At 52.5% G+C, this 24,779-nt stretch carries 20 protein-coding genes; 8 read left to right on the plus strand and 12 right to left on the minus strand.

Features of this window, described 5'->3' with window-relative positions; all coding sequences use genetic code 11:
* Positions 1-22 precede the first annotated feature (22 nt).
* On the minus strand, positions 23-2,302 hold the full coding sequence (locus B0B12_RS08065) for an aconitate hydratase (RefSeq protein ID WP_076667269.1): 2,280 nt from the start codon (positions 2,300-2,302) through the stop codon (positions 23-25).
* A 256-nt stretch (positions 2,303-2,558) separates the two neighbouring features.
* Between B0B12_RS08065 and B0B12_RS08070 the strand changes: the two genes are divergently transcribed.
* Positions 2,559-3,737: a peroxiredoxin family protein gene (locus B0B12_RS08070; protein ID WP_244554635.1), complete on the plus strand. Its 1,179-nt coding sequence runs from the start codon at positions 2,559-2,561 to the stop codon at positions 3,735-3,737.
* 82 nt (positions 3,738-3,819) lie between these two features.
* On the opposite strand, the gene B0B12_RS08075 is transcribed toward B0B12_RS08070, so the two are convergent.
* Both B0B12_RS08075 and B0B12_RS08080 read right to left on the minus strand, forming a co-directional pair.
* Positions 3,820-4,443, minus strand: coding sequence for a class I SAM-dependent methyltransferase (locus tag B0B12_RS08075; protein WP_076667273.1), 624 nt, complete (start codon positions 4,441-4,443; stop codon positions 3,820-3,822).
* A gap of 407 nt (positions 4,444-4,850) precedes the next feature.
* Positions 4,851-5,831: a polyprenyl synthetase family protein gene (locus tag B0B12_RS08080; RefSeq protein WP_076667275.1), complete on the minus strand. Its 981-nt coding sequence runs from the start codon at positions 5,829-5,831 to the stop codon at positions 4,851-4,853.
* A 179-nt stretch (positions 5,832-6,010) separates the two neighbouring features.
* Between B0B12_RS08080 and B0B12_RS08085 the strand changes: the two genes are divergently transcribed.
* The 3 genes from B0B12_RS08085 (at position 6,011) to B0B12_RS08095 (ending at position 8,124) form a co-directional block, all read left to right on the plus strand.
* On the plus strand, positions 6,011-6,868 hold the full coding sequence (locus B0B12_RS08085; protein ID WP_076667277.1) for an alpha/beta hydrolase family protein: 858 nt from the start codon (positions 6,011-6,013) through the stop codon (positions 6,866-6,868).
* Entirely contained in the window at positions 6,861-7,355 is a 495-nt protein-coding gene (folK, locus tag B0B12_RS08090) for a 2-amino-4-hydroxy-6-hydroxymethyldihydropteridine diphosphokinase (protein ID WP_076667279.1), read from the plus strand. Before B0B12_RS08085 ends, folK begins: the two co-directional genes overlap by 8 nt.
* Positions 7,356-7,509: 154 nt before the next feature.
* Positions 7,510-8,124, plus strand: coding sequence for a hypothetical protein (locus B0B12_RS08095; protein WP_076667281.1), 615 nt, complete (start codon positions 7,510-7,512; stop codon positions 8,122-8,124).
* 92 nt (positions 8,125-8,216) lie between these two features.
* On the opposite strand, the gene fabD is transcribed toward B0B12_RS08095, so the two are convergent.
* From fabD to B0B12_RS08110, 3 genes are all read right to left on the minus strand, one after another.
* Complete coding sequence (gene fabD, locus B0B12_RS08100) at positions 8,217-9,098, minus strand: ACP S-malonyltransferase (protein ID WP_076667283.1); 882 nt, start codon at positions 9,096-9,098, stop codon at positions 8,217-8,219.
* Between the two features lie 312 nt (positions 9,099-9,410).
* Complete coding sequence (locus tag B0B12_RS08105; RefSeq protein WP_076667285.1) at positions 9,411-9,839, minus strand: thiol-disulfide oxidoreductase DCC family protein; 429 nt, start codon at positions 9,837-9,839, stop codon at positions 9,411-9,413.
* Positions 9,839-12,514 carry a T9SS type B sorting domain-containing protein gene (locus B0B12_RS08110; protein WP_244554636.1) on the minus strand — a complete coding sequence of 892 codons (2,676 nt, stop codon included), beginning with the start codon at positions 12,512-12,514 and terminating at the stop codon, positions 9,839-9,841. Before B0B12_RS08110 ends, B0B12_RS08105 begins: the two co-directional genes overlap by 1 nt.
* Positions 12,515-12,826: 312 nt before the next feature.
* Here B0B12_RS08110 and B0B12_RS08115 point away from each other — a divergent pair, with 312 nt between their 5' ends.
* From B0B12_RS08115 to B0B12_RS08130, 4 genes are all read left to right on the plus strand, one after another.
* Positions 12,827-13,507: a succinate dehydrogenase cytochrome b subunit gene (locus B0B12_RS08115; RefSeq protein WP_076667290.1), complete on the plus strand. Its 681-nt coding sequence runs from the start codon at positions 12,827-12,829 to the stop codon at positions 13,505-13,507.
* 19 nt (positions 13,508-13,526) lie between these two features.
* Positions 13,527-15,461 (plus strand): fumarate reductase/succinate dehydrogenase flavoprotein subunit, encoded by a 1,935-nt coding sequence (locus B0B12_RS08120; protein ID WP_076667292.1) that lies wholly within the window; start codon positions 13,527-13,529, stop codon positions 15,459-15,461.
* 112 nt (positions 15,462-15,573) lie between these two features.
* Positions 15,574-16,326 carry a succinate dehydrogenase/fumarate reductase iron-sulfur subunit gene (locus B0B12_RS08125; RefSeq protein WP_076667294.1) on the plus strand — a complete coding sequence of 251 codons (753 nt, stop codon included), beginning with the start codon at positions 15,574-15,576 and terminating at the stop codon, positions 16,324-16,326.
* Positions 16,327-16,473: 147 nt separating this feature from the next.
* A complete protein-coding gene (locus tag B0B12_RS08130; protein ID WP_076667296.1) occupies positions 16,474-16,998 on the plus strand; it encodes an NADPH-dependent FMN reductase in 525 nt (174 codons plus the stop codon).
* A 389-nt stretch (positions 16,999-17,387) separates the two neighbouring features.
* Here B0B12_RS08130 and ftsZ read toward each other — a convergent pair whose 3' ends face one another.
* From ftsZ to B0B12_RS08160, 6 genes are read right to left on the minus strand one after another with little or no spacing between them, the layout of a single operon-like run.
* On the minus strand, positions 17,388-18,998 hold the full coding sequence (gene ftsZ / locus B0B12_RS08135) for a cell division protein FtsZ (protein WP_076667298.1): 1,611 nt from the start codon (positions 18,996-18,998) through the stop codon (positions 17,388-17,390).
* Positions 18,999-19,044: 46 nt separating this feature from the next.
* Complete coding sequence (gene ftsA, locus B0B12_RS08140; RefSeq protein ID WP_076667300.1) at positions 19,045-20,343, minus strand: cell division protein FtsA; 1,299 nt, start codon at positions 20,341-20,343, stop codon at positions 19,045-19,047.
* Between the two features lie 12 nt (positions 20,344-20,355).
* Complete coding sequence (locus tag B0B12_RS08145) at positions 20,356-21,117, minus strand: cell division protein FtsQ/DivIB (protein WP_076667302.1); 762 nt, start codon at positions 21,115-21,117, stop codon at positions 20,356-20,358.
* Between the two features lies 1 nt (position 21,118).
* Positions 21,119-22,513, minus strand: a complete 1,395-nt coding sequence (gene murC / locus B0B12_RS08150; RefSeq protein ID WP_076667304.1) for a UDP-N-acetylmuramate--L-alanine ligase — start codon at positions 22,511-22,513, stop codon at positions 21,119-21,121.
* Complete coding sequence (gene murG / locus B0B12_RS08155; RefSeq protein WP_076667306.1) at positions 22,510-23,622, minus strand: undecaprenyldiphospho-muramoylpentapeptide beta-N-acetylglucosaminyltransferase; 1,113 nt, start codon at positions 23,620-23,622, stop codon at positions 22,510-22,512. Before murG ends, murC begins: the two co-directional genes overlap by 4 nt.
* On the minus strand, positions 23,615-24,763 hold the full coding sequence (locus B0B12_RS08160; RefSeq protein ID WP_076667308.1) for an FtsW/RodA/SpoVE family cell cycle protein: 1,149 nt from the start codon (positions 24,761-24,763) through the stop codon (positions 23,615-23,617). Before B0B12_RS08160 ends, murG begins: the two co-directional genes overlap by 8 nt.
* Positions 24,764-24,779 lie beyond the last annotated feature (16 nt).

The following is a 24,779-nucleotide window of genomic DNA, read 5'->3' on the forward strand; positions in this document are numbered from 1 at the left end:
TGTTATTGGCAAAAACCGTTCACTAGGCGTTAGCCGATCGCTGGCTCTGCAGACGGATCAGGTTAAGCGCTGAACCAGCCTTGAACCACTCAATCTGACCTTCGTTGTAGGTATGGTTTACCATGAACGAATCCTGCGAACCGTCTTTGTGCGTCAGCAACACTTTAAGCGGCTGACCTGGCGTGAAGTTCTCCAGACCCAGGATGTCGATCGTGTCGCGCTCCTCGATCAGGTCGTAGTCAGCTTTGTTAGCAAACGTAAGCGCCAGCATACCCTGCTTTTTCAGGTTGGTTTCGTGGATACGCGCGAATGACTTCACGATCACGGCACGAACACCCAGGAAGCGTGGCTCCATGGCAGCGTGCTCACGGGATGAACCTTCGCCGTAGTTCTCGTCACCCACTACTACTGTGCCGATGCCGGCCGCCTTGTAGGTACGGGCTGTAGCAGGTACAGTGTCGTAGCCGCGGGTCATATCATTGTATACGCTGTTGGCATCGCCGTTGAATGCGTTAATGGCACCGATCAACATGTTGTTGGAGATGTTGTCGAGGTGACCACGGTACTTCAACCAAGGACCAGCCATGGAGATGTGGTCAGTCGTACACTTGCCTTGCGCTTTGATGAGCAGCTTCATACCTTTCAGGTCAGTGCCTTCCCATGGCTTAAAGCCTTCGAGCAGTTGCAAACGGTCAGACTTTGGATCTACTACCACTTCTACGCTGCTGCCGTCTTCCGCCGGAGCTACATAGCCAGCATCTTCCACGGCAAAGCCTTGTGTTGGCAGTTCGATGCCGCGTGGCTCGTCCAGCATTACTTCCTGGCCATCGGCGTTTACCAGCTTGTCAGTAAGTGGGTTGAACGTCAGGTCACCGGCAATGGCCAAAGCTGTTACGATCTCAGGCGAAGCCACAAACGCGTGCGTGTTTGGGTTACCGTCGTTACGCTTGGCGAAGTTACGGTTGAACGAAGTAATGATCGAGTTCTTACGGGTTGGGTCGTCGGTATGACGGGCCCACTGGCCGATGCACGGTCCGCAGGCGTTGGCCAGCACCACACCGCCCATCTGCGCGAACGTGTCAAGAAGACCATCGCGGGCTGTGGTATAGCGCACCATTTCAGAACCTGGTGTGATGGTGAACTCCGCCTGAGCGGCAAGTTTTTTGGTGATTGCCTGCTCTGCTATGGAAGCAGCGCGGGTCAGGTCTTCGTAAGAAGAGTTGGTGCAGGAACCGATCAGACCTACTTCCAGTTTAGCTGGCCAGCCGTGCTCTTTCACCACAGCGGCGAACTGAGAAATTGGCCAGGCCGCATCCGGCGTGAACGGGCCGTTTACGTGCGGCTCCAGAGTAGAAAGGTCGATCTCGATCAGCTGGTCGTAGAACGAAGCCGGATCTGCGTATACCTCGTCATCAGCACGCAGGTAGGCTGCTACCTCGTCGGCCATTTGTACTACTTCGTCACGGTCCGTAGCGCGCAGGTACGCACGCATGCTGTCGTCGTAAGAGAATACTGAAGTAGTCGCACCGATCTCAGCACCCATGTTACAGATCGTGCCCTTACCAGTACAAGACATGGACTCAGCACCTTCGCCGAAGTATTCCACGATAGCGCCCGTTCCGCCTTTTACAGTCAGGATACCAGCCACTTTCAGGATCACGTCTTTTGGTGAAGTCCAACCATTCATTTTGCCGGTCAGTTTCACACCGATCACTTTCGGGAATTTCAGCTCCCAGGCCATACCGGCCATTACGTCCACGGCATCAGCACCGCCTACACCAATTGCGATCATACCCAGACCGCCGGCATTTGGCGTGTGAGAGTCCGTACCGATCATCATACCGCCTGGGAAGGCGTAGTTCTCCAACACCACCTGGTGAATGATGCCGGCACCTGGTTTCCAGAAACCGATACCGTATTTATTTGAAACTGAGGCCAGGAAATCGTATACCTCTTTGTTCTCGCTGTAAGCGTCCTGCAAGTCCTGGTCAGCACCTACACGGGCCTGGATCAGGTGATCGCAATGCACGGTAGAAGGCACGGCAACCGATGGCTTACCAGCCTGCATGAACTGAAGCAAGGCCATTTGTGCCGTCGCGTCCTGCATGGCCACCCTGTCCGGGGCAAAGTCCACGTAGGTCTTGCCACGCTCAAAAGACTGTGTCGCGTTACCGTCGTAGAGGTGCGCGTACAAGATTTTCTCTGTCAGGGTAAGCGGTCTGCCTACTGCGTTACGGGCAGCATTCACACGCTCGGCCATCCCGGCATATACTGCCTTGATCATTCCTAAATCAAATGCCATAGTTTTGCTATTGTTATATGTTTTAATGCTTCGTTGTGAAGTTTACAAATGTACGAAATATGCCTGTTTTAGCACAACATTAGCCGCGATGAATATAACATTTCCGCATCCGGGCAAGCTAATTGCCGTATGTTTCGCTTTTCACGAATTCATCTAGTAATTTCGCGGTATGAAACTTACTTGTTTTAATACCCCAATGAGGCTGATTTTGTTGTTGGCACTGGCCACCACGCAGCTTTTAACCTCCTGTGGCTCTATGACATCTACTGATAACACCATCAAGCCCGGTCCATGGCGCGTTGCGTTGCAGGCGCAGGGACAGGAGATTCCCTTTATCATGGAAGCCGAAGAGCAAAACGGCAAAACCGTGCTATACCTGATCAATGCCGACGAACGCATTCTGGTGGATGAGTTTCACCAGGAAGGTGACTCGCTCCGGATCAGGCTGCACATTTTCGACGCGGACCTGATTGCCAAAGTTGACGGCGATAAAATGGCTGGCCGCTTCACCCGCAACGACCTCGACTACCGCTACTCTGTTCCGTTTACGGCTGAGCATGGCAATGCCGCCCGCTTTGAAGCCAAGCCCGAACCGGCCAGCTATACCTACACCGGCAAATGGGAGGTAACCTTTACCGATCCGGACGGAAAGCAGTACCCTGCCATCGGTGTGTTCGAGCAGAAAGACAATCGCGTGACCGGCACGTTCCTGACCGAGACGGGCGACTACCGCTACCTTGAAGGACAGGTGGAAGGCGACGAACTGAAGGTATCGACGTTTGACGGCAACCATGCCTACCTATTCACGGCAAAGCCAACGGAAGGCGACAACCTGAGCGGCCATTTCTACTCCGGCCCTTCGCACCATGAAACATGGGTGGCCAAACGCAACGAGAACGCGGAATTGGCCAACGCGAACGAACTGACTTTCCTGAAGCCGGGCTACGAGTCGCTGGAGTTCACGTTCCAGGACCTGGAAGGCAAGCAGGTATCGCTTTCGGATGAGAAGTATAAGGGCAAAGTGGTGCTGGTGCAGTTGCTGGGCTCGTGGTGCCCGAACTGTATGGACGAGACCCAGTTCCTGGCCCCTTACTATGCCAAGAACAAAGACCGCGGACTGGAGATCATCGGCCTGGGTTTTGAGCGGACCAAAGGTTATGAACAAGCCGTGCCAAGGCTAAATAAAATGAAGGAGCGCTTCGACATCGAGTATGACCTACTATACGCTGGCTCGGCCGATAAAGAGGCTGCCGCACAGGCACTTCCGGCCCTCAACCACGTCCTCTCCTTCCCGACCACCATCTACATCGACCGCCAGGGCAAAGTGCGCAAGATCCACACCGGATTCTCCGGTCCCGGTACCGGCAAGTACTACGAAGAGTGGGTGGCGGACTTTAACAAAACCATGGACGAACTGCTGGCGGAAAAGATTTAATTGTTGATTGTTAATGGCTGATTGTTTGATAATCAGCAGGTATAGCACAGGCCGCTACTCGTGAAGTAGCGGCCTGTGTGTTTTAAAAGGGTTTGCGTAAGCGCACAACCCTGAACGTTCCCCCGAAAGCAGCCGGCTCGTTCAGTTCCATCTGCAAAGAGGTATGGCTGACGATGCTACCGATGCTGCGGTTCACATCAGAAAACAATGTGCTGGCAACCTGATTGAAAAGGCGACGCAGCAGAGAGGGCTTCTGTCCGTCGGGCAGAAACTTGTCGAAGACCATGACCGCGCCGCCCGGCTTGAGCACCTGCTCCACTTCTCTGATGCAGGCTATCGGGTCAGGTATAACCGCAATGATCAGGTGCAGCAGCACGGCATCAAAACTATTGTCGGGGTAGGCAAGTTGCTGGCCGTCCATGACGTGTGCCTCCACAGGTATAGCCAGTTGTTCGGCGCGGGCTTTCAGCTTGGTGATCATGCCGGGCGTGATGTCGTTGGCGGTGATGCGGGTATAGCCCCGCAGGTATGGCAGGTCCAGCCCGGTACCGGCTCCGACGATCAGGATGTTGTCGTCTGGTTGGGCTTGTAATAGTTTGATGGAACGTTGGCGGTATTTGCGGAAAGCCCGATCAGCGATGAGATCGTAAACGGGTAGGTAGAAGGTATAGCGCAGCCGGTTCCAGGTATTGGTGTTGAGACTCATTTTTCATAGGTTATTTCGTACGGCTCAAAATTACCTACGCGGCTTCCATTTAAGCTTACAAATTTTACAGAGGATTTTACAGATATTTCTGTTTCAGGTATAAGCATAGCGAGTAGAAACGCCTGCTTCTATCTTGTTATCTCGACAGTATGGAGAGATCTGAATTATTGTAGCGTCTAGTTACTATTTCGGATTTCTCCCTAATAGAGGGCACCTACACCGGTTCGAAATGACACGGATATGAGGAGCAGATTGGCCTTTGCCAGACAGGAATAGGTATAGCTTAGGGATACGCGTAGGTATAGCTACGGCGTTTGTGTTAAACGCTGGCGGGAGCTGAGCACGCCATGAGGTCTTGTCAACACCGTGAGGTCAAAAAACAATTTAGCCATCAACAATTTAACAATTTATTTCTCCCGCTCTATCGTGTAAGCGATGAGTTGCTCGAGTGAGTTGCGGGATGGGGAGGCCGGGAAGGTATGGAGGATGGCCAGCGCCTCGGCGTGGTACTGGTTCATGACCTCGATGGTATACTGTATGCCGCCCGAGTTCTTCACGTAGTCGATCACCTGCTGCACGCGCTTGTTGTCGCCGTTGTTATTTTTCACGTTGTAGATCACGCGGCGGCGCGTCATCCAGTCGGCTTCGCGCAGGGCATGAATCAGCGGCAGGGTCATCTTCTTTTCCTTGATGTCGATGCCTACCGGTTTGCCTATCTCGGCCGTGCCGTAGTCGAAGAGGTCGTCTTTGATCTGGAAGGCGATGCCGACCTTCTCGCCAAACAAACGGGCTTTCTCGATCTCTTCTTTCGAAGCACCGGCCGAGGCAGCGCCTACAGCACAGCAGGACGCGATGAGCGAAGCCGTTTTCTGGCGGATGATATCGAAATAAACGGCTTCGTCGATGTCCAGGCGGCGGGCTTTTTCAATTTGCAGCAACTCCCCTTCGCTCATCTCGCGCACGGCGTTCGATACGATCTTAAGCAGTTCGTAATCATCGTTTTGCAGCGAGAGCAGCAGGCCTTTGGAGAGTAGGTAGTCGCCCACCAGCACGGCAATCTTGTTTTTCCAGAGGGCGTTCACTGAGAAGAAACCGCGGCGGTAATTGGCCTCGTCCACCACATCGTCGTGCACGAGGGTGGCCGTGTGCAAGAGCTCAATGAGGGCGGCCCCACGGTAGGTGGCATCACCAATAGCATCGCCGCGGAAGAGCTTGGCCATGAAGAACACAAACATCGGCCGCATCTGCTTGCCTTTGCGCTTGACGATGTAGCTCATGATCTTGTCGAGCAGCAGTACCTTAGACTTCATCGAAGTCCTGAACTTCTTCTCGAACAGCTCCATCTCCTGGGCAATGGGCGCTTGTATTTCCTTTAGGCTAATGCTCATGTGATATTCCGCAATATTACTAGGTGCGGGGGTCGTTTCCAAACAAGTATAGCAATATCAGCGTTTAAATCATCTAAGTTTAGCGCACTGGTATACTTTACCAACAGCACAGCCCGGTGCAGATTTGCCGCTTGCTTAAATTAACTATATTGCCTTCTCTTAACACAGCGTATCTTACCATGGCAGACACACTCAAAGTAGACTTTGTAGTATACCCGGAGCACGAGCGTCCGTTTACCGCCGACGCCATCTATACCCAAAACGGCAACCACAAACCGGTTGTGCTCTATACCCATGGTTTCAAAGGCTTCAAAGACTGGGGACACTTCAACCTGTTGGCCGATTATTTTGCCAGCCAAGGCTTTGTGTTCATCAAGTTCAACTTCTCGCACAACGGCACCAGCATCGACAACGATTCGGACCTGCACGACATGGAAGCCTTCGGGCGCAACAACTTCAGCATTGAGCTCGAGGACTTGAAATCGCTCATAGACCTGGTGCACGACGAAGAGGGACCGCTGCCGCAGAACGAACTGGACCTGAACCGCATTTACCTGATTGGCCATAGCCGCGGTGGCGGATCGGTTATACTCAAAGCCGCCGAGGACACCCGTGTGCGCGCAGTCGCCACCTGGGCTGCCGTCAATAATTTTGACCAGCGCTGGGACGAATTAGAAAAAGAATCCTGGAAAAAAGAAGGTGTGCAGTGGGTGACCAATGCCCGCACAGGTATACGCATGCCGCTATACTACCAGATTGTGGAGGATTACCTGGCCAACGTGGAGCGACTGGAAATTCCGAAAGTGATCCAGAAAATGCAGCAGCCCTTGCTCATATTGCATGGCGAGGAAGACGAGACCCTGCCCGTGCAGATGGCCCACGACCTGCATACCTGGAAGCCAGACGCCGAGCTGCACCTGTTGCCGGGCGCCGACCATTCTTTTGGGGGCCAGCACCCATACGAGCAAGAAGAGTTACCTACAGCCGCCAAAGCCGCCGCTGACCTGAGCATCTCCTTTTTCAACCAACATGCCTAAGCTATACCTGCTGCTGGGCGGCAACCTCGGTGACCGTCCGCTATACCTGGCGCAAGCCCACGAACGCATTGCGGCACAAGTTGGGCCCATCGTGCAAAGCTCCTCCCTCTACGAAACCGCCGCCTGGGGCAAAACTGACCAGCCCGCTTTCCTCAACCAGGTGCTGGAAGTGCAAACCGAACTTAGCCCCGAACTGGTGCTGCAAGGTATAAACGGGATCGAGCAGGAACTGGGCCGCATCCGGCACGAGCATTGGGGAGCCCGCGTCATCGACATCGACATCCTCTTCTACGACCAGCTGGTGCTGCAGACGCAACGCCTGACCATTCCACACCCGCAATTGCACCTGCGTCGGTTCACGCTTCTGCCGCTGAGCGAAATCGCACCACAACTGCAACACCCTGTGCTGCACCAGCAGGTAACACAGCTTCTACAGGCTTGCCCAGATGAACTTCCCGTTCACCCCTTTGTTCCGGCCACTGACTAATAGCCTGTCAGCAGGCTGTTATTTATACCGTGAATGTCTTACTTTATAGTTTGACGCAACTAATGAAACAAATTTTTCTATATATTGTGGGGTAACTATACCTGCAAAGTAAAAGTGATCTGATGTGCCATTTGCATGTCTTTCTGAATAGCATATGAACGACCTGCTCACCATCATCACCAACGAAAAAAAGAGCCTTTTGCGGGGCTTCCTCGTTGTGTTCGTCCTGGTGTTCCCCTTTACATTTCTACCTGCCCTTTTCAGGCAGCAAGCGCCATCCGAATCGTTCAGTCAGTTGATCCCAGAAAAAGTCCTGGTTGCGGCATTCATTGCAGTCGGCATCATCGTCCTACTCTTGCTCAACAACTACGAAAAGCTCCTGCGGAAAAAGCGTCTGTATGATTCCCCTGCTTTTACTTCTCTCCGATTCAACGGAGCTGTTGAAGGGTACAATGCCATCGTAAAAGAGATCTCCACTTACCTGTTTGGCAAAGTGGGTGATTATTTTTTTAGAGTGAACATCGTAAACCCGAAGCACGACAATGTCCAGATTGAACTCTCGCCGCTCATCCATGTAGGTCAGAACCAGGATTTGCTGGACAGGCTGCTGCACGAACTGCAGTTGAAAGAGAACCTATACTTATCCCGCATAATCATCCTGTCGGAAGATGAACTGCAGCAAAGTGACGTCATTAAAAATGAACTTCTTAGGCTATCGGAGGAGCTAAGCAGGCTGGGTGTAGTGCCCATGACCGTGGAAGGTAACTAAGCTATACCTGGCTACCAGCTGTTAATTTCACTACATAAAAAAAGACCATCGCGACAGATGCCGCAATGGTCTTTTTTTATGTGTTTTGAGCACTAGACTACCGAACTTACCTCGGCTGTGCGCTCAATCTTTTTTACAAGTCCCTGCAATACTTTGCCAGGTCCGCACTCTACAAAGTGTGTGGCGCCGTCCGCTACCATCTGCTGCACCGACTGCGTCCAGCGAACGGGCGCAGTCAATTGGCTGATCAGGTTTTGCTTGATCTCTTCCGGATCGGTGTGCGGCATGGCATCTACGTTCTGGTAGATCGGGCAGATGCCTTGGCTAAACGTGGTTTCGTTAATGGCTTTGGCCAGTTCTACTTCAGCTGGCTTCATCAGTGGTGAGTGGAAAGCGCCCCCTACCGGCAGTGGCAACGCACGCTTGGCACCGGCTTCTTTCATTTTCTCACAGGCAATCTCTATGCCTGTGTTTGAGCCGGAGATTACCAGCTGACCCGGGCAGTTGTAATTAGCCGCCACGACCACTTCGCCTTCCACAGAAGCACATACCTCTTCTACTTTTGCATCGTCCAGCCCCAGGATAGCTGCCATCGTCGATGGGTTTGCCTCGCAAGCCGCCTGCATCGCCATCGCTCTTTTGTACACCAGTCTCAGGCCGTCCTCAAAGCTCAGCACTTTGCTGGCAACCAGCGCCGAGAACTCACCCAACGAATGACCAGTTACCATGTCGGGGTTAAAATCCGTGGCAACGGCGGCTTGCGCTACTGAGTGCAGAAAGATAGCGGGCTGTGTTACTCGGGTCTGCTTCAGCTCTTCTTCCGTGCCGTTGAACATGATTTCTGTGATGTTGAAACCCAGGATCTCGTTTGCTCTGTCAAATAACTGACGAGCAGTCTCGTGCTGCTCATACAGGTCCTTGCCCATACCCACAAACTGCGAACCCTGTCCCGGGAAAACGTATGCCTTTTTCATGTTAATCCTTATTGTTGATTGTTTATTGTCAGTTGTTGATGGTTAAATTGTTGAATGGTTGAACTGTTAAACGGTTAAGAAATTAAGTGTTCTTACATAAACGTCAGACCTATTCCTGAGATCTGGCTATACCTGCATTATACCTCCCTGTATGTTTGGTCCTACAGGTATAGGCACATTTTTATCGTCTATACCTGAAAGCGCTTATACCTCTAATCAAGGTACAAAAAGGGGGAATAATGCCAACAGCTGTTCGGCCAAACAAAGACCCAACAACCAGTTAACCATCAACAATTTAACAATTAATCCAGTTTAGTATGCCACAAACCGAGCCCGTTCTTCGGGACTGGGCAGCATGCAGGCTTCGTTGCGTCCTGCTATGCGGTAGCGGTGTTTTGCGATGAAGCGGTACACAAAATTGCGGAAAGATAAGGGAATAAACCTAAAATAGTAAAGGACCGACCACGGAAAATTGAGATGTCTGGCAATGCGGAGAGCAGCTTCCGACTCGGTATAGAGCTGGCCGTTTTCAAAAAAAAGAATGGAATCGGGCAGTGGATCAGGTATAAGCTGCTGCGGCACGAGCTGCTCTGCCAATCCGGACTGCAAGGCGGCAAAATGCAGGTTCTGCCGCTTGTTATATTTCAAGGCAATTTGGATGCTGGCCTGGCAAAAGCCGCAGGTGCCATCGTAAAACACGATGGGCAAATCCTGCAGCCGGTCCAGTTCCTCTCTTGTCATTAGCGTACTATTTCTACCCAGCCTTTGTATTTACTGCGGCTGCGTTCAGGGTCAATGGATATAAATTCAACCTCGGCCTCGTAGTAGTAAACCCCGTCTGTGAGGCGCTTACCATCGTTGTCGGTGCCTGGCCAGTTGATATACGGATCTTCGGCACTTTCGTATACCTTCACGCCCCAGCGGTTGAACACCTTAAAGGTGGTGGAGCGTATGAACGCCGCTCTCGGGTCCGGCCTGAACACATCGTTTTTACCGTCGTCGTTCGGTGTGATGATGTTCGGCAGTTGGAAGAAGAAGCAATTATCCTTACACTCCTCGTTGCTTGGCTCGCTCTCCTCTCCCGCCAAACTGGTGGCTGTCACATAGTAGCAGGCAGCAAAAGACTCCAACCCGGTATGGGTATAGGTGGTCTCTTTAGTCGTAGCAATCGCACGATATTCCGTTTCGCCAGGCCCTCTGAAATATACGGTATAGAAGTCGATCTCATCGGTGCATCCGTTTCCGATCTTCGGCACCCAGTTGAGCACATTCTGGTAAGGAGGTCGGGTTGGATTGGCAAAGAACGCCTCGCAGTCCAGCACATCCAGCGTCAGCTCAGGCGGACAGATCAGGAGCGGGGTTTCCACGCACACTTCTTGGCTCAGGTTCTGCAGCGGCTCCGGCAGGCCATCGATCTGGTAGGTACCCTGCGTGCGTACAACGTAACAGTAAGTCTGGCCACGCTCCAGCGGCGCGGCAGCAGTGCCATTGTCCACAAAGGTGCCACCGGTGGCCGAAGCCGTCACGCTTCCGATCTGCACCAACTCACCATTTACCACCCTAAAGATCTGGTGCTCGAGCACCTCGTTTTTCCAGGGCACATTGTAAGTCCAGTTCAGAGCCACCGCAATTTGCTCAGGAGTGCCCTGCACTTCAGCTGCCAGTCGCACGCTGGAGGCTGAGGTGGAGTCGCGCAGCACGTTCGGGGTCGGGCCGCCTGCTGTACGGGTGCTATAGAATTCCAGCTTATAGCGATAGGCGTTTGCCTCCGTGTTCAGTCCACTGTTCACAAACACCGTGTCGTTCAGTCTGCGAGAGCTGAACACCTGCTGATAAGCGCCACCTGGCGCCTGCCCTACCTTGCGGTACAGCCTGTATTCGAAAGGAGCGTTCAGGCGCTCTATACCTGGGCCAGGCTGTGTCCAGCGAACGGTGATCTGTCCATTGGTGGCCTCGGTGCGGTCTACTGTTACATTTGTGATGTAAGGAATGTCGCGCTCAAGTACTACGCAGGCTTCCAGTGAGGCAATACTCTGTCCGCCACCCGGTCTAGGGAACTCCGCGTAAATTACGTAGCAGTACTCTGCCCCGGCGGCCAAACCTTGTCCGTTGTTGTTGTCTAAAAATTCAGTCGCGTCCTTGCCCACTTCGCCAATCAAGGTATAACCAGCGCTGGCCGGCACACCGGTTTCACACGGTCCTGGTCGCCAGCCCGAAGGCCCTTCGCGTCTGTAAATGCGGATGGTGGAGGCATTCTGGCAAATGTATTTGTCCCAGGTCAGGCGCACGGTGCGATCCTCGCCAGTAGCCAGCAGGTTTTGCGGCGGCGGACCAATAACGGTAATGCGGTAAGGCTGCAGGTCGGCCAGTTGTCGGGCAGGTGACGGTGGGTTGTCCTCTGCTCTGAAAATAAGCTGGTACGGATTGGCGCGCACGTCGCTGCAGGAGGTATTCCAAACCAATTGCCCGGCAGCGCGACCCGGCTGGTTGACGGTGCCTCTAAAAGTAGCCGGAGGCAGTATACCGCCTGTACCCGGCACGGTCAGGCTAATCAGGTGGCCATCCGGATCGGTGGCGGTGATGGTGGTGCGCAGCGTTTCGCCAGCTACGATACAGGTGTCGCGCGGCACAAGCACCGGCGGCTTGTTACGAGCATCCACCACCAGGATCTGCATGTCGCGCACAACGGTACTAATGAGCACGGGAGCACCTCCTGTTGTGCGCCACTCCTCTACCACAAAGGCGACGTTGTATTCGCCCAGACGGCAGGGGGCATCCCAGGTGAGCTGACCGGTGATGGGGTCGAGATTAAAGGTCGAAGGTCCGGTGTTAGTGGAGTTGCGGCAATTGTCAACCGTATGCGGGTCGCGGTAGCCGGGCACATTGGTGATCAGGCCAGTCTGCGGATTGCGGTACTGTGGCTGAATCAGGCGAAAGGCCAGGCTGTCGCCATCAGCATCGATCGCGCCCGGGTTGTGCACCCAGCGCTCACCGGCAGTCGCTTCATCGATTGGCGCTACCTGCAGCAAGGGCGTACTGTTCAGGCCACGCAGCGGGTTTATTGATACCGTAGTTGAAATAGAAAAGGTCAGCTGGTCAGTTGGAGCGGCCATGTTCAGGATACCGTTGTTTCGGTTCTCTCCTACCCACGTTACGGTATAGGTACCGTTGGCAGGAAAGATGTACTCCCACTTAAATTCTTCGCGGTCCACATCCGGTTTGATATTCGTAACAGACAGGCGTTCTACCGTCACAATTTCACCACCCATAGAAATGAACACGCGGGGATCATCGGCCGTGGAGGAGGTTTTGGTGTACATCACCATGGTGAAAAAGAACTTCCGGGGGTTTGGGTTTGGTCCGGTATCCCGGACAGCGGTGATGTCTCCGGCACGGATGTGTGTCGCTTGCGCCACGTTTGCATACCCCAACAACAACATCAATACCAACAGCACTATGCGGCCAGGCAAGCAACAGCTCAAGCGTAAACTATTTGGCATAAGCGTAGAGTTAGATTTGGCGCTGAACAAAGGTAAAATGAAAACTGAATTTTTACCTTTTTATTATCAACAAAAGCGAGAAAAGTGGGTTTATAATATATGGTTTTCAGTCCTACGCATTGCAATTTAGATTGATTCAAAATATGCTATTTTATTGTTTTATACAGCCTCCGCATGTACCTTTGGGCATTAAAAAGCATTCATTACTTAACCTTCTAACAAATACAGATGAATTGGTTTACTAAAACGTTTTCCAGTACAATCGGACGTAAGATCATCATGTCGGTAACAGGTCTTTTCCTGTGCTCCTTCCTGGTGGTGCACCTGGTAGGTAACCTTACGCTGTTCTACCAAGATGGCGGCGAGGCATTCAACATCTACTCCCATTTTATGGCTAACAACCCTGTTATCCGTACGATGGAGATCGTGCTGGTACTCGGATTCCTGTTCCACATTTACGATGCGCTTGTGTTGACGCGCCGCAATAAAGCTGCCCGCCCGGTTGGCTATGCCGAAAATCATCCGCAGGAAAACTCTACCTGGTCTTCGCGTAACATGGGACTGCTGGGCACGATCATTCTGGTGTTCCTGCTGGTGCACCTGTGGAACTTCTTCGTTCCGGCCCGCTTCGGAGAGCTGGAGGGAGTTCCGAACGCAGAGTACACAAACCTGTACGCTGAAGTAGTAAAAGCTTTCAAAAACCCAATCTACGTGGGCCTTTATGTGATCTCGATGATCGCCCTGGCTTATCACCTGATCCACGGTTTCCAGAGCGCCTTCCAGTCACTTGGCCTCACGCACAAGAAGTACACGCCGTTTATCAAGACATTCGGTGTGGCGTTCTCTGTGTTGATCAGCCTGGGTTTTGCGCTTATTCCGCTTTACTTCTTTTTCTTCGTTAACTTGTAATTAAGCTAATATACTTGCTATGATATTAGATTCTAAAATCCCGGAAGGCGCGTTAGCTGAAAAGTGGGATAAGCATAAATTCAATGTGAAGCTGGTAAACCCGGCCAACAAACGTAAATACGACATCATTGTAGTGGGTACCGGTCTTGCCGGTGCTTCTGCCGCTGCCACACTTGGCGAACTGGGCTATAACGTGAAAGCGTTCTGCTTCCAGGACTCCCCACGCCGTGCGCACTCCATTGCCGCACAGGGTGGTATCAACGCCGCCAAAAACTACCAGAACGACGGTGACTCTATTTTCCGTCTGTTCTACGACACCATCAAAGGGGGTGACTACCGTGCCCGCGAGGCCAACGTATACCGCCTGGCCCAGGTATCGGTTGACATCATTGACCAGTGCGTGGCACAGGGTGTGCCTTTCGCGCGTGAGTACGGCGGTCTGCTGGCTAACCGTTCATTCGGTGGAGCGCAGGTATCGCGTACGTTCTACGCCCGCGGCCAGACCGGACAGCAGCTGTTACTGGGTGCCTACTCTGCCCTGAACCGCCAAGTGGCTTACGGCAAAGTGAAGATGTACCCACGCACCGAGATGCTGGACCTGGTAATGGTAGACGGCAAAGCCCGCGGTATAGTGGTGCGTAACCTCATCACAGGTAAGATCGAATCGCACAGCGCGCATGCGGTGGTATTGGCAACAGGTGGCTACGGCAACGTGTTCTTCCTTTCTACCAACGCGATGGGCTCCAACGCAACGGCAGCCTGGAGAGCGCACAAGAAAGGTGCTTTGTTCGCCAACCCTTGCTTTACTCAGATTCACCCAACCTGTATCCCGGTATCCGGCGACTACCAGTCGAAGCTGACGCTGATGTCGGAATCGCTGCGTAACGACGGTCGTGTTTGGGTACCGAAGACAGTAGAACTTGCCCAGCGCCTGCGCAAGGGTGAGATCAGAATAAACGATATCAAAGAAGAAGACCGCGATTACTACCTGGAGCGCAAATACCCTGCCTTCGGTAACCTCGTGCCACGCGACGTTGCTTCCCGCAACGCCAAACTGGTATGCGACGAAGGTCGCGGCGTTGGTGCCTCTGGCCTGGCCGTGTTCCTTGACTTTGCCGACGCGATCAAGCGCGAAGGTCAGCCGGCGATCGCTGCCAAGTATGGTAACCTCTTCGAGATGTATGCCAAGATCACGGACGAGAACCCGTACGAAAGCCCGATGCGCATTTACCCTGCGGTGCACTACACCATGGGTGGCCTTTGGGTTGACTACAACCTGATGACTAACATCCCGGGTCTGTATGCTACTGGCGAGTGTAACTTCTCTGACCACGGCGCGAACCGCCTCGGTGCTTCAGCCCTGATGCAGGGTCTGGCCGACGGTTATTTCGTGATCCCTTACACCATCGGTGACTACCTGGCACAAACGCCTTACGCGAAAGTGAGCACAGATCACCCTGCATTTAAGGAAGCCGAGCAAAACGTGAAATCAATTACAGACCGTCTGCTTTCTATCAAAGGTAACCGCACTGTAGACGATTTCCACAAGGCCCTTGGCCAGATCATGTGGGATTACTGCGGTATGGCCCGTAACGCCGAAGGTCTTCAGTTTGCCAAGCAGGAAATCCGCAAGTTGCGCGACGAGTTCTGGCAGAACGTGAAAGTAACTGGTGTGAACGAGGAGCTGAACCAGACACTAGAGAAAGCGCACCGCGTAGCTGACTTCCTGGAACTGGGTGAGCTGATGGTTGACGACGCCTTGAACAGAAACGAATCGTGTGGTGGTCACTTCCGTGAGGAATACCAGACTCCGGAAAACGAGGCCCTGCGTGACGACGAGAACTATGCCTACGTGGCAGCTTGGGAGTATACAGGTCCTGGCAACCAGCCGATCCTGCACAAAGAGGAGCTGAAGTTCGAGAACGTGAAGCTAACGCAGCGTAGCTACAAATAATTGATAATGAATAATTATGAATGATTAATGATTATCAACTCATTCGTAATTCATAATTTTTAATTCGTAATTAAAAAGAGAAATGGCTGGAAGTAATCCAAATGCTAAACCAATGGATCTCACATTGAAGATTTGGCGCCAAAAAGATAAAAACTCTGCAGGTCAGCTGGTAACCTACCCCTTGAACGGTATATCTCCGGATATGTCTTTCCTGGAAATGCTCGACGTGCTCAACGAAGAATTACTGGTAAAAGGCGAAGAGCCTGTTGCCTTCGACCACGATTGCCGCGAAGGTATCTGCGGTATGTGTAGCTTGTTCATCAACGGCCGTGCACACGGTCCAGAGCGCGGCACAACCACTTGCCAGCTGCACATGCGTCACTTCAACCACGGAGATACGATCACGATTGAGCCTTGGAGAGCAGCTGCTTTCCCTGTGCACAAAGACCTGATTGTAGACCGTTCTGCCTTCGATCGCATCCAGCAGGCGGGTGGTTATGTATCGGTGAACACAGGTGGTGTGCCCGATGCAAACGAAATTCCGATTCCGAAGACCATCGCGGACAAAGCGTTTGATGCGGCTACCTGTATCGGTTGCGGCGCCTGCGTAGCGGCCTGTAAGAATGCCTCTGCCATGCTGTTCGTGAGCGCGAAGGTTTCGCAGCTGGCTATGTTGCCACAAGGTAAGGTAGAAGCTAAGACACGCGTGGAGAACATGGTGGCTCAGATGGACGTGGAAGGCTTTGGTGCCTGCTCTAACACAGGTGCCTGCGCGGCTGAGTGCCCGGTAGGTATATCACTGGACAACATTGCGATGATGAACCGTGAGTATCTGGGAGCGAAAGCAAGCTCCGAGAACGTATAGTCTTCCTGACTTAAATAAGCTTAAAAGGCGAGACAGGCAACTGTTCTCGCCTTTTGCTTTTATATTCGCACAAATTATTTTGCTAGCCATACCTTTCTGCAAACCGTAGAGCTTACTCGCTGTTTACAGAATGACAATACAAATTCTATGATCACCATCATAACAGGCACCAACCGACCTTCCTCTAACTCTCGCGCTGTAGCCAACCTATACGCCCGGCTGCTGGACGAGCGGCACATCGAGAACCAGATACTGGACCTGGCCGACCTGCCAGCCGACTTTACCGCCACCGCACTGTACGATAACATCGGCACAAACGAGGTCTTCAATGAGCTGAGCGCAGGTATAGGCACATCCGAGAAGTTCGTGTTCATTGTGCCAGAGTACAACGGCTCCTTCCCTGGCGTGCTCAAGGCTTTTATTGATGGTCTTTCCTACCCCAACACTTTCCGCCACAAGAAGGCCGCTTTGGTAGGTCTTTCCTCCGGCGTACAAGGCAGCGGCTTGGCCATGAGTCACCTGACGGACATCTTTAACTACCTGGGCATGCATGTGCTCGCCCTGAAGCCTCGGCTCGCTCAAATAGAGAAAAACTTTGATGGCACCGCTATCACAAACGAGCTATACCTGGAGTTGCTGAATCAGCAGATCGATCAGTTTATTCACTTTTAGTCATCAGGCTATACCAACATTTTCCGATGGTAAACCAGCAGGTTATCCTATAAGTACTTGCCGCACGAGCTATACCTTGCAACAGGATGGTATATAGGTGGAAATAGAGGGTCCCTCCCCACGAGAGTTTAAGCCTTCGCAACTTGCTCACAAGATCCTTTTAGGATGACAAAAGAATAGAATGAAACGACCCTGCCTGAAGGGGAGAATCTCCTGCATTGTAAACGTCGCCACCTCAGGTATAGGTATAGCCCAAGTATAGGTTGTAGGTAGAAGGAATAGAATGGAAAGGTGTAAGCGGAACAGGTATAATAAGCAAAAAGGCCTAAAACAAAAGAGCCCGCGGTGAAGGCGGGCTCTTTGCATTATTAGAAAACAGGATAAGTTGATTAGTCTACATTGTCGTGCAGAAAGCGGTTGTCGCCGAGTATCTCGTTGTCGTCGTTCAGGTTGAAACGAGATATGTTGCGCTCAGAAGAATGTGCTACTGAATCAAGGGCCACGTTGCGGCGCAGGTATGCAGGCACATCCATCTTCTCTTTCATCGCCTCGCTCGTCGTCATGTCGGTGCTCAGCATTTTCAGGCGTTCGCGACGCTCGATCGCTTTCTGGCGCATCAGCTCTCGCTCTGCTTCCAGGCGTTTTGCTTCACGAGTGGCATAGTCTTCCTGCTGTGGTGCACCGAAACCGTTGCCGAACTCTTGTGTAGTAGAGCCTTCGAGGTTAAACACACGGCGCTGCGGCTGTTGCTGTACAGGCTGCTGAGGCTGTGGTGCCTGTGGCTGCTGGTACTGCTGTTGCTGCGGCTGAACTGGCTGTTGTTGCGGCTGCTCTACCATCGGACGACGGATCTCGAACTGTTGCTGCACTGGCTGCGGCGGCTGAGGTGTAGCCACAGGCGCTACCACTGGCTCAGGCACGAAGTTCACCATCTTAGGCTGCTCCGGCTTGGCCGGCTCTGCTACTTCAATTTTTTTTTGGCTCTCTAAGTCAAATACTGTTTTTTTTGGCTCGATGATCGCCTCAGCTGTGCTCGCGAAACCAGTGGCGATAACAGTTACACGGATGCTCTGACCCAGTGACGAGTCGATACCATGGCCGAAGATAACCTCTGCCTCCTGGCCGGCTTTGTCCTGGATGTATTCTGTGATCTCAGTCAGTTCGTCCATCTCCAGCTCTGCCTGGTCACCAGACATGATCGAAAGAAGGATTTTCTGAGCACCGTGGATGTCAGTGTTGTTCAGCAATGGAGAAGAAAGCGCTTCTTCAGCGGCACGGAGCGCACGGCCCTCGCCTTCTGTCGTTGCAGAACCCATCACTGCAGCGCCAGAATCTTTCATAACCGTCTTCACGTCTTCAAAGTCAACGTTGATTTCGGCTGTAACGGTAATGATTTCAGCAATAGATTTAGCGGCTGTGGTCAGCACGTTATCCGCCTTCGCGAAAGCCTCACGGATGGCCAGGTTCCCAAACATCTCGCGCAGCTTGTCATTGAGGATCACCAGGATCGTGTCGCAGTTCTCGCTCAGCTCTTTGATACCATTTTCGGCGGCAAGCTTTTTCTTACGTCCTTCGAATGCGAAAGGCGCTGTTACGATACCCACCGTCAGTATGCCCAATTCTTTGGCGACTTTAGCAATGACAGGTGCAGCACCTGTACCGGTACCACCTCCCATACCAGCGGTGATGAAAACCATTTTGGTGTCGTTGCTCAGTAGCTCGCGTATCTCTTCTTTGCTTTCGAGGGCGGCGTGCTTTCCTTTCTCCGGGTTGGCACCGGCTCCCAGACCTTCGGTCAGGTTCAGGCCAATCTGAAGTTTGTTGGGTACGCTGCTGCTTTTCAAGGCCTGCATGTCCGTGTTGCAAATCACGAACTCTACGTCCTTGATGCCCTGGCCATACATGAAGTTTACCGCGTTGCTGCCTCCACCTCCGACGCCAATCACCTTAATGATGGACTTGCCGCTTGCCGGCAGGTCAAAACTGTACATTGATGTCATGCTAAAATCTCCTGCTATTATGGGTTTCTAATAATTAAGCTTCTTACTAATCGATATCATCCGACAGAAGTCCTTTGATTCTGTCCAGAAATCCTTTGCCGCCACCGCTGTTTTCTTTGCTGGCTGGCTTGGTTACTACTTTGTTGTATACCTCCTGCTGCTGCACTTCCACATGCTTCTCCTCGCGCTGGTCAAGCGACTGATAGCCGGCCAGCACCAGGCCAACACCCGTTGCGTGCATCGGGCTCTTCACCGCGTCGATCTTCGACTTGCCCAGGTGCTCGTTCGGATAACCAATGCGGGTATCCATGCCGGTGATGTACTCCACCAACTGCACCAGATTCTGCAACTGAGCGCCTCCGCCCGTGATCACAATACCGGCCGCCAGGCTGTTGCTATACCCTGAACGAACAATCTCAGAGTAGATCAGTTCCACAATCTCCTCCATTCTTGCCTCAATAATATAGGCCAGGTTCTTCAGTGAGATCTCTTTCGGCGTACGGTCGCGGAGACCTGGGATCGAAACGATCTCATTTTCAGAGGCTTCGTCAGCAATCGCCTTTCCAAACTTCACTTTAAGCTGCTCGGCCTGGTTCTGCATCACCATGCAGCCCTGCTTGATGTCGGACGTGATGATATTGCCGCCAAAAGGAAGAACTGCCGTATGACGGATAATATTGTCTTTGAAAATGGCAAGATCGGTTGTGCCGCCGCCAATGTCAACCAGCGCCACCCCTGCTTCCTTCTCCTCATCGCTGAGCACCGACATGCTGGATGCAAGCGGCTCCAGGATCAGGTTGTCGATCTCCAGTCCGGCACGGGCAATGCATTTATTGATATTGCTGATCGCGTTTGACTGCGCGGTGATGATGTGGAAGTTGCCCTCCAGACGCACACCCGACATACCTACCGGATCAATGATGCCTTCTTCGTAATCTACTTTGTACTCCTGCGGCATCACATGGATGATCTCACTTCCAGGAGGCGTCACCAGGCGGTACATATCGTTTGTCAGACGATTCACATCGTCCACTGTGATTTCGTCGTCTGTCATCTGGCGCGTGATGCTGCCGTTGTGCTGCAGGCTCTTGATGTGCTGCCCGGCAATGCCTACGTTCACTACCTTGATGTTGATGCTCGCCTGATCTTCGGCCTGCTGAACTGCTTTCCTGATCGCCTCAACGGTTTTGTCGATATTGCTGACAATACCGCGTACCACTCCTTCCGAGATGGCTTTGCCCATCCCTAGAATTTCCAGCTTTCCATACTCATTCTTCCGACCAACAAGTGCGCAAACTTTGGTTGTGCCGATGTCCAAGCCTACTACAATTTTGTCGTTCTGCATATGCTGTATATGTTATTCACAAATAATCTGATCTTCGTACTCCACGTTGACTCTCTTATATTTATCCCAGCCCATCACGGGCAGTACTTCTTTATAAAAGACCATCAACTTCTTAAATTTCTGTTCCGCTTCGCCCGGTTTCCCGAACTCAATGGTGTGCTCCCCTACCTGCGGCAGGAAAGTTACTTTGCCCTTTTCATCGATATGCATCTGGGCTAATTGGGCTTTCCAAAACTGGTCGTTTTCGATGAAACGCAGCAGCGAAAGGTAAGCCTGACCTGTAGAGTCCTGGAAGAAATCCCGGCTGAACGGTCTGCCGGACTGGGTCTTCGTAATAGGTATGACACGAGCGGTGTATCGGTCGGAAAGGGGCAGCATATTCCCCTCTGCGTCGATGTAGACATCCTGATCTGGTCGTATAATTCTAGCTATAGGCCTGTTTTGTTTTATGCTTACTTGTATGTTTCCATCCAGTCCCTTAAACACCTCGGCTTCCTTCACAAAGCTATGCGCTTCGATGCGCTTCTCCAGGTTTTTCAGGTCAATTTGCTGATTCGGTAAACCCTCCAATTTTCGTTCACCTTCGCGGGTTAGAAGGTCTCTTACTTCCTCTTCCCCAATAAAGTAATTGTTGTACTCATTATCAATATTTATTGACACTTTCTCACACTTTTTTTCATTTTGGCGAGAAGATGCAAATCCTGCAAGTGCGGCGATGGTAACCACGCTACAACATGCAAAAATTAAAGATTTTATTTTACTATTCAAGCCCATTTCAGTTATTTTCTAAAATATTTTTTATAGGCTTCACTAACGTATCGATATCCCCGGCACCAACAGTTGCCAGCACCTCAAAATCAACGTTTTCTGCCAAATACGTCACCACATCTTCTTTATGCAGGAGACGTTTTTTTGGACCGTTTACCAGCCCCAAAATCATTTCTGACGTTACGCCTTCAATTGGCTTTTCCCGTGCTGGATAGATATCCAGCAGCATCAGTTCGTCGGCAGCGCTCAGGCTTTGTGCAAATTCGGTTGCGAAGTCACGCGTACGGCTGAACAAATGCGGTTGAAATACCACTGTCAGTTTTTTATCCGGGTAAATGGCACGCAACGAGTTCATCAATGCGTCGATCTCTTTCGGGTGGTGTGCGTAGTCGTCGATGTATACCTTGCCCTGCCCTTCGTACACCATTTCGAAGCGTCGTTTCACACCGCGGTAACTTGCCAATGCCTCACGCAGTTTGTCTTCCGACACACCCATGATCTGCCCCGCTATCAGCGCAGCCAGTGCGTTCTCCACATTGTGATATCCGGGCAAAGCCAGCTTCAGACGGGCTATGTTACCGAAGGGTGTTTCCACGTCAAAACAGAAGCTGTATCCCTGTATCTCAACCTGTTGCACATGGCCCTCGCCTTCGTTCAGACTATACCGGATCACCTGCACCCCATCCTGCACTTTTTGGAGTAAGCGCGGATCAATGGCGCTGTGCAAAATCAGGTAGCCACCGGGCTTCACTTGGCTGATGAACTTCTGGAAGGTTCGGATCATCTCCTCCTTGTCGCCATAGATATCCAAGTGATCGGGATCAGCCGAGGTCACGATGGCGATGTCCGGATACAGTGTCAGGAAAGATCGGTCGTACTCGTCTGCCTCTACCACAATGGTTTCCTGCTCTGCCGTGCCTTTCCCGATCAAAAGGTTCGAGTTCAGGTTCGTGGCGATGCCTCCCAGGAAAGCAGAGCAGTCCACGCCGCCTTCGTGCAGCAAATGCGTCACGATGGAAGAAGTCGTCGTTTTGCCATGCGTACCCGCCACAGCCACGGTATAAGCCGAACCCGTGATGATACCCAACACCTCGGAGCGCTTCTTGATGGTATAGCCGTTTTCCTTCAGGTAGGCCCACTCGGTATGATCGGCAGGTATAGCTGGCGTGAGCACCACTAATGTAGCGGCTTTGTTATCCAGTATTTCTTGTGGCAAGTGGTTCACATCATCTTCATAATGCACCCGGATGCCTTCCTGCTCCAGTGCCTCGGTGAGCGGGGTGCGCGTTTTGTCGTAGCCCCATACCGGAAGCTTCCGGGCATTGAACCAGCGGGCGATGGCACTCATGCCGATGCCGCCGATACCCAGGAAATAGATATAGCTATAGTCTTCCAGTCTCACTTGATCAACTTTAACAGTTCATTTACAATATCGACAGCGGCATTTGGCCGCGCCAGTTTCAGTATGTTCTGCGCCAGACGGTGCTGCTCTGCTTCATTTCCGGCCAGCTCCAGTGCAGTCGGCACCAATTTCTGCTGTGCTTCGGCATCTCGCACCAACAGGGCGGCCTGCTCCTGCACCAGCGACATGGCATTCTTGGTCTGGTGGTCTTCAGCCACGTTTGGCGAAGGCACCAGTATGCTCGGCTTCCCGGCCAGACACAACTCCGAAATCGAGAGTGCTCCGGCTCTGGAGACCACCACATCGGCGGCGGCATAGGCCAGGTCCATCTGTCGGATGAAATCAAAAGCCCGTATACCTGCCGCAGCAAACGGTTTTTCCAATTCCTGCGCCTGTGGGTAAAAGGCTCTGCCCGTCTGCCAGATCAGTTGGTAACCCGCGTCTGCAATTTGCTGCAGCCCGGCGGCCATGCTTTGGTTGATCGTTCTGGCACCCAGGCTTCCGCCTATCACCAAAATCGTTTTCTTTTCAGAGGTCAGCCCGAAGTGCAACAAGGCCTCGCGGCGTTTGCCCTCCAGCTCCATGATGTCCTTGCGAACCGGGTTGCCCGTCAGCACCAGCTTTTCGGCCGGAAAGAAGGCCTCCATGTTGTTGTAGGCCACACAGATTTTCTGCACCCGCTTGGCCAGCAGTTTATTGGTGATGCCGGCATAGGAATTTTGCTCTTGCACCAGCGCCGGTATACCTTGCCTGGTAGCTGCATACAACAGCGGACCGCTCGCATAACCACCCACGCCCACTACCGCATCGGGTTTGAAATCGCGGATGATCTTGTTCGACATCCGGATGCTGGAGATCACTTTCCAGGGGAAAGAGAGGTTGTCCAGTGTGAGGCGGCGCTGCAGTCCGCTGATCCAGAGACCCACAATCTTATACCCTGCTTCCGGCACGCGTGTCATTTCCATACGCCCGATCGCACCCACAAACAGGATTTCGGCATCAGGATGCACCACCTTGATCTGGTTGGCAATGGCAATGGCCGGGTAGATGTGCCCGCCAGTGCCGCCACCGCTGATGATGAAGCGATATGGACGCTGCGGATTAGGCATTGGCCGGCACTTTAGGGGTTGAACTAAATGATTCTTCTCCTTTCACGGTGCGGCTCACGCTCAGGATAATCCCGATGGAGATACCTGTAAAAATCAGAGACGTACCACCCATACTTAGAAGCGGCAAAGGCAAACCCGTGATCGGCCCCAGCCCAACGGCCACGCCCATATTAATCATGCCCTGCAAGACCAGACTAAAGCTCAAGCCGGCCGCCAGCAGACCACCGAAGGCACCGTTGCTTTTGGTAACCGTTACCAATCCACGGTATAGTAGGGCCAGGTATAGGAAGAGTACCAACACGCCTCCCAGCAAACCATATTCCTCCAGTATGATCGCATAGATAAAATCCGAGTAAGGGTGCGGCAGGATGTCGCGCTGGTCGCTGTTGCCCGGGCCTTTGCCTACCACACCGCCTGTCGCGATCGCGATATAAGACTGCTCGAGCTGGAAGGCGGTTTCAGACTCGTCGAAGAAAGCCTCTACCCGGCTGATGGCCGTACCCAGACGCTGACCTGCCGCTAAGCCTACCCCGCCCAACATAGCACCTGCTATCACAAAAACCGCCAGCGACTTCATGGGCACACGTCCAATGAACATCAGCAACAGGCTTGTCAGGAAAAGCAACACGGCTGTAGAGGTATTCGTCAGGGCGATCAAGGCGCAGATAAAACCCGTCCAGGCGAAGATCGGCAGTAGGTTGCGCTTCCAATCGTCGAGGTTATTTTGTTTCTTGGACAGCATGCTGGCCAGGTATGAGATCAGGGCCAACTTCGCCAAATCTGAAGGCTGAAAGGTCTGATTGATGACCGGGATGGTGATCCAGCGGGAGGCTTCGTTGATGTTCGAACCAAAAAAGAAGGTATAGAGCAACAGCGGCACCGCCAGGATGAGCGCCACCAGCGATAGTCGGGAATAGTAACGGTAATCGATCTTGTGCGCAAGCCACATAAAGGCCAGCCCGATGAAGATCAAAGAAGAGTGTTTGAAAAGGAAGTACTCGGTGTTGCCGTCTTTTTGCTTGTACGCCAGGGTACCGGTAGCCGAATACACGACTGCCATGCTGATAAGCGAGAACATCAGCACGATGCCCCACAGCACTGCGTCCCCTTTCAGGTTTCGCTGTAACCACTGCTTGATCATAATACCTTTGGCTAAA

This window comes from Pontibacter indicus (assembly GCF_900156345.1).
GTDB lineage: Bacteria > Bacteroidota > Bacteroidia > Cytophagales > Hymenobacteraceae > Pontibacter > Pontibacter indicus.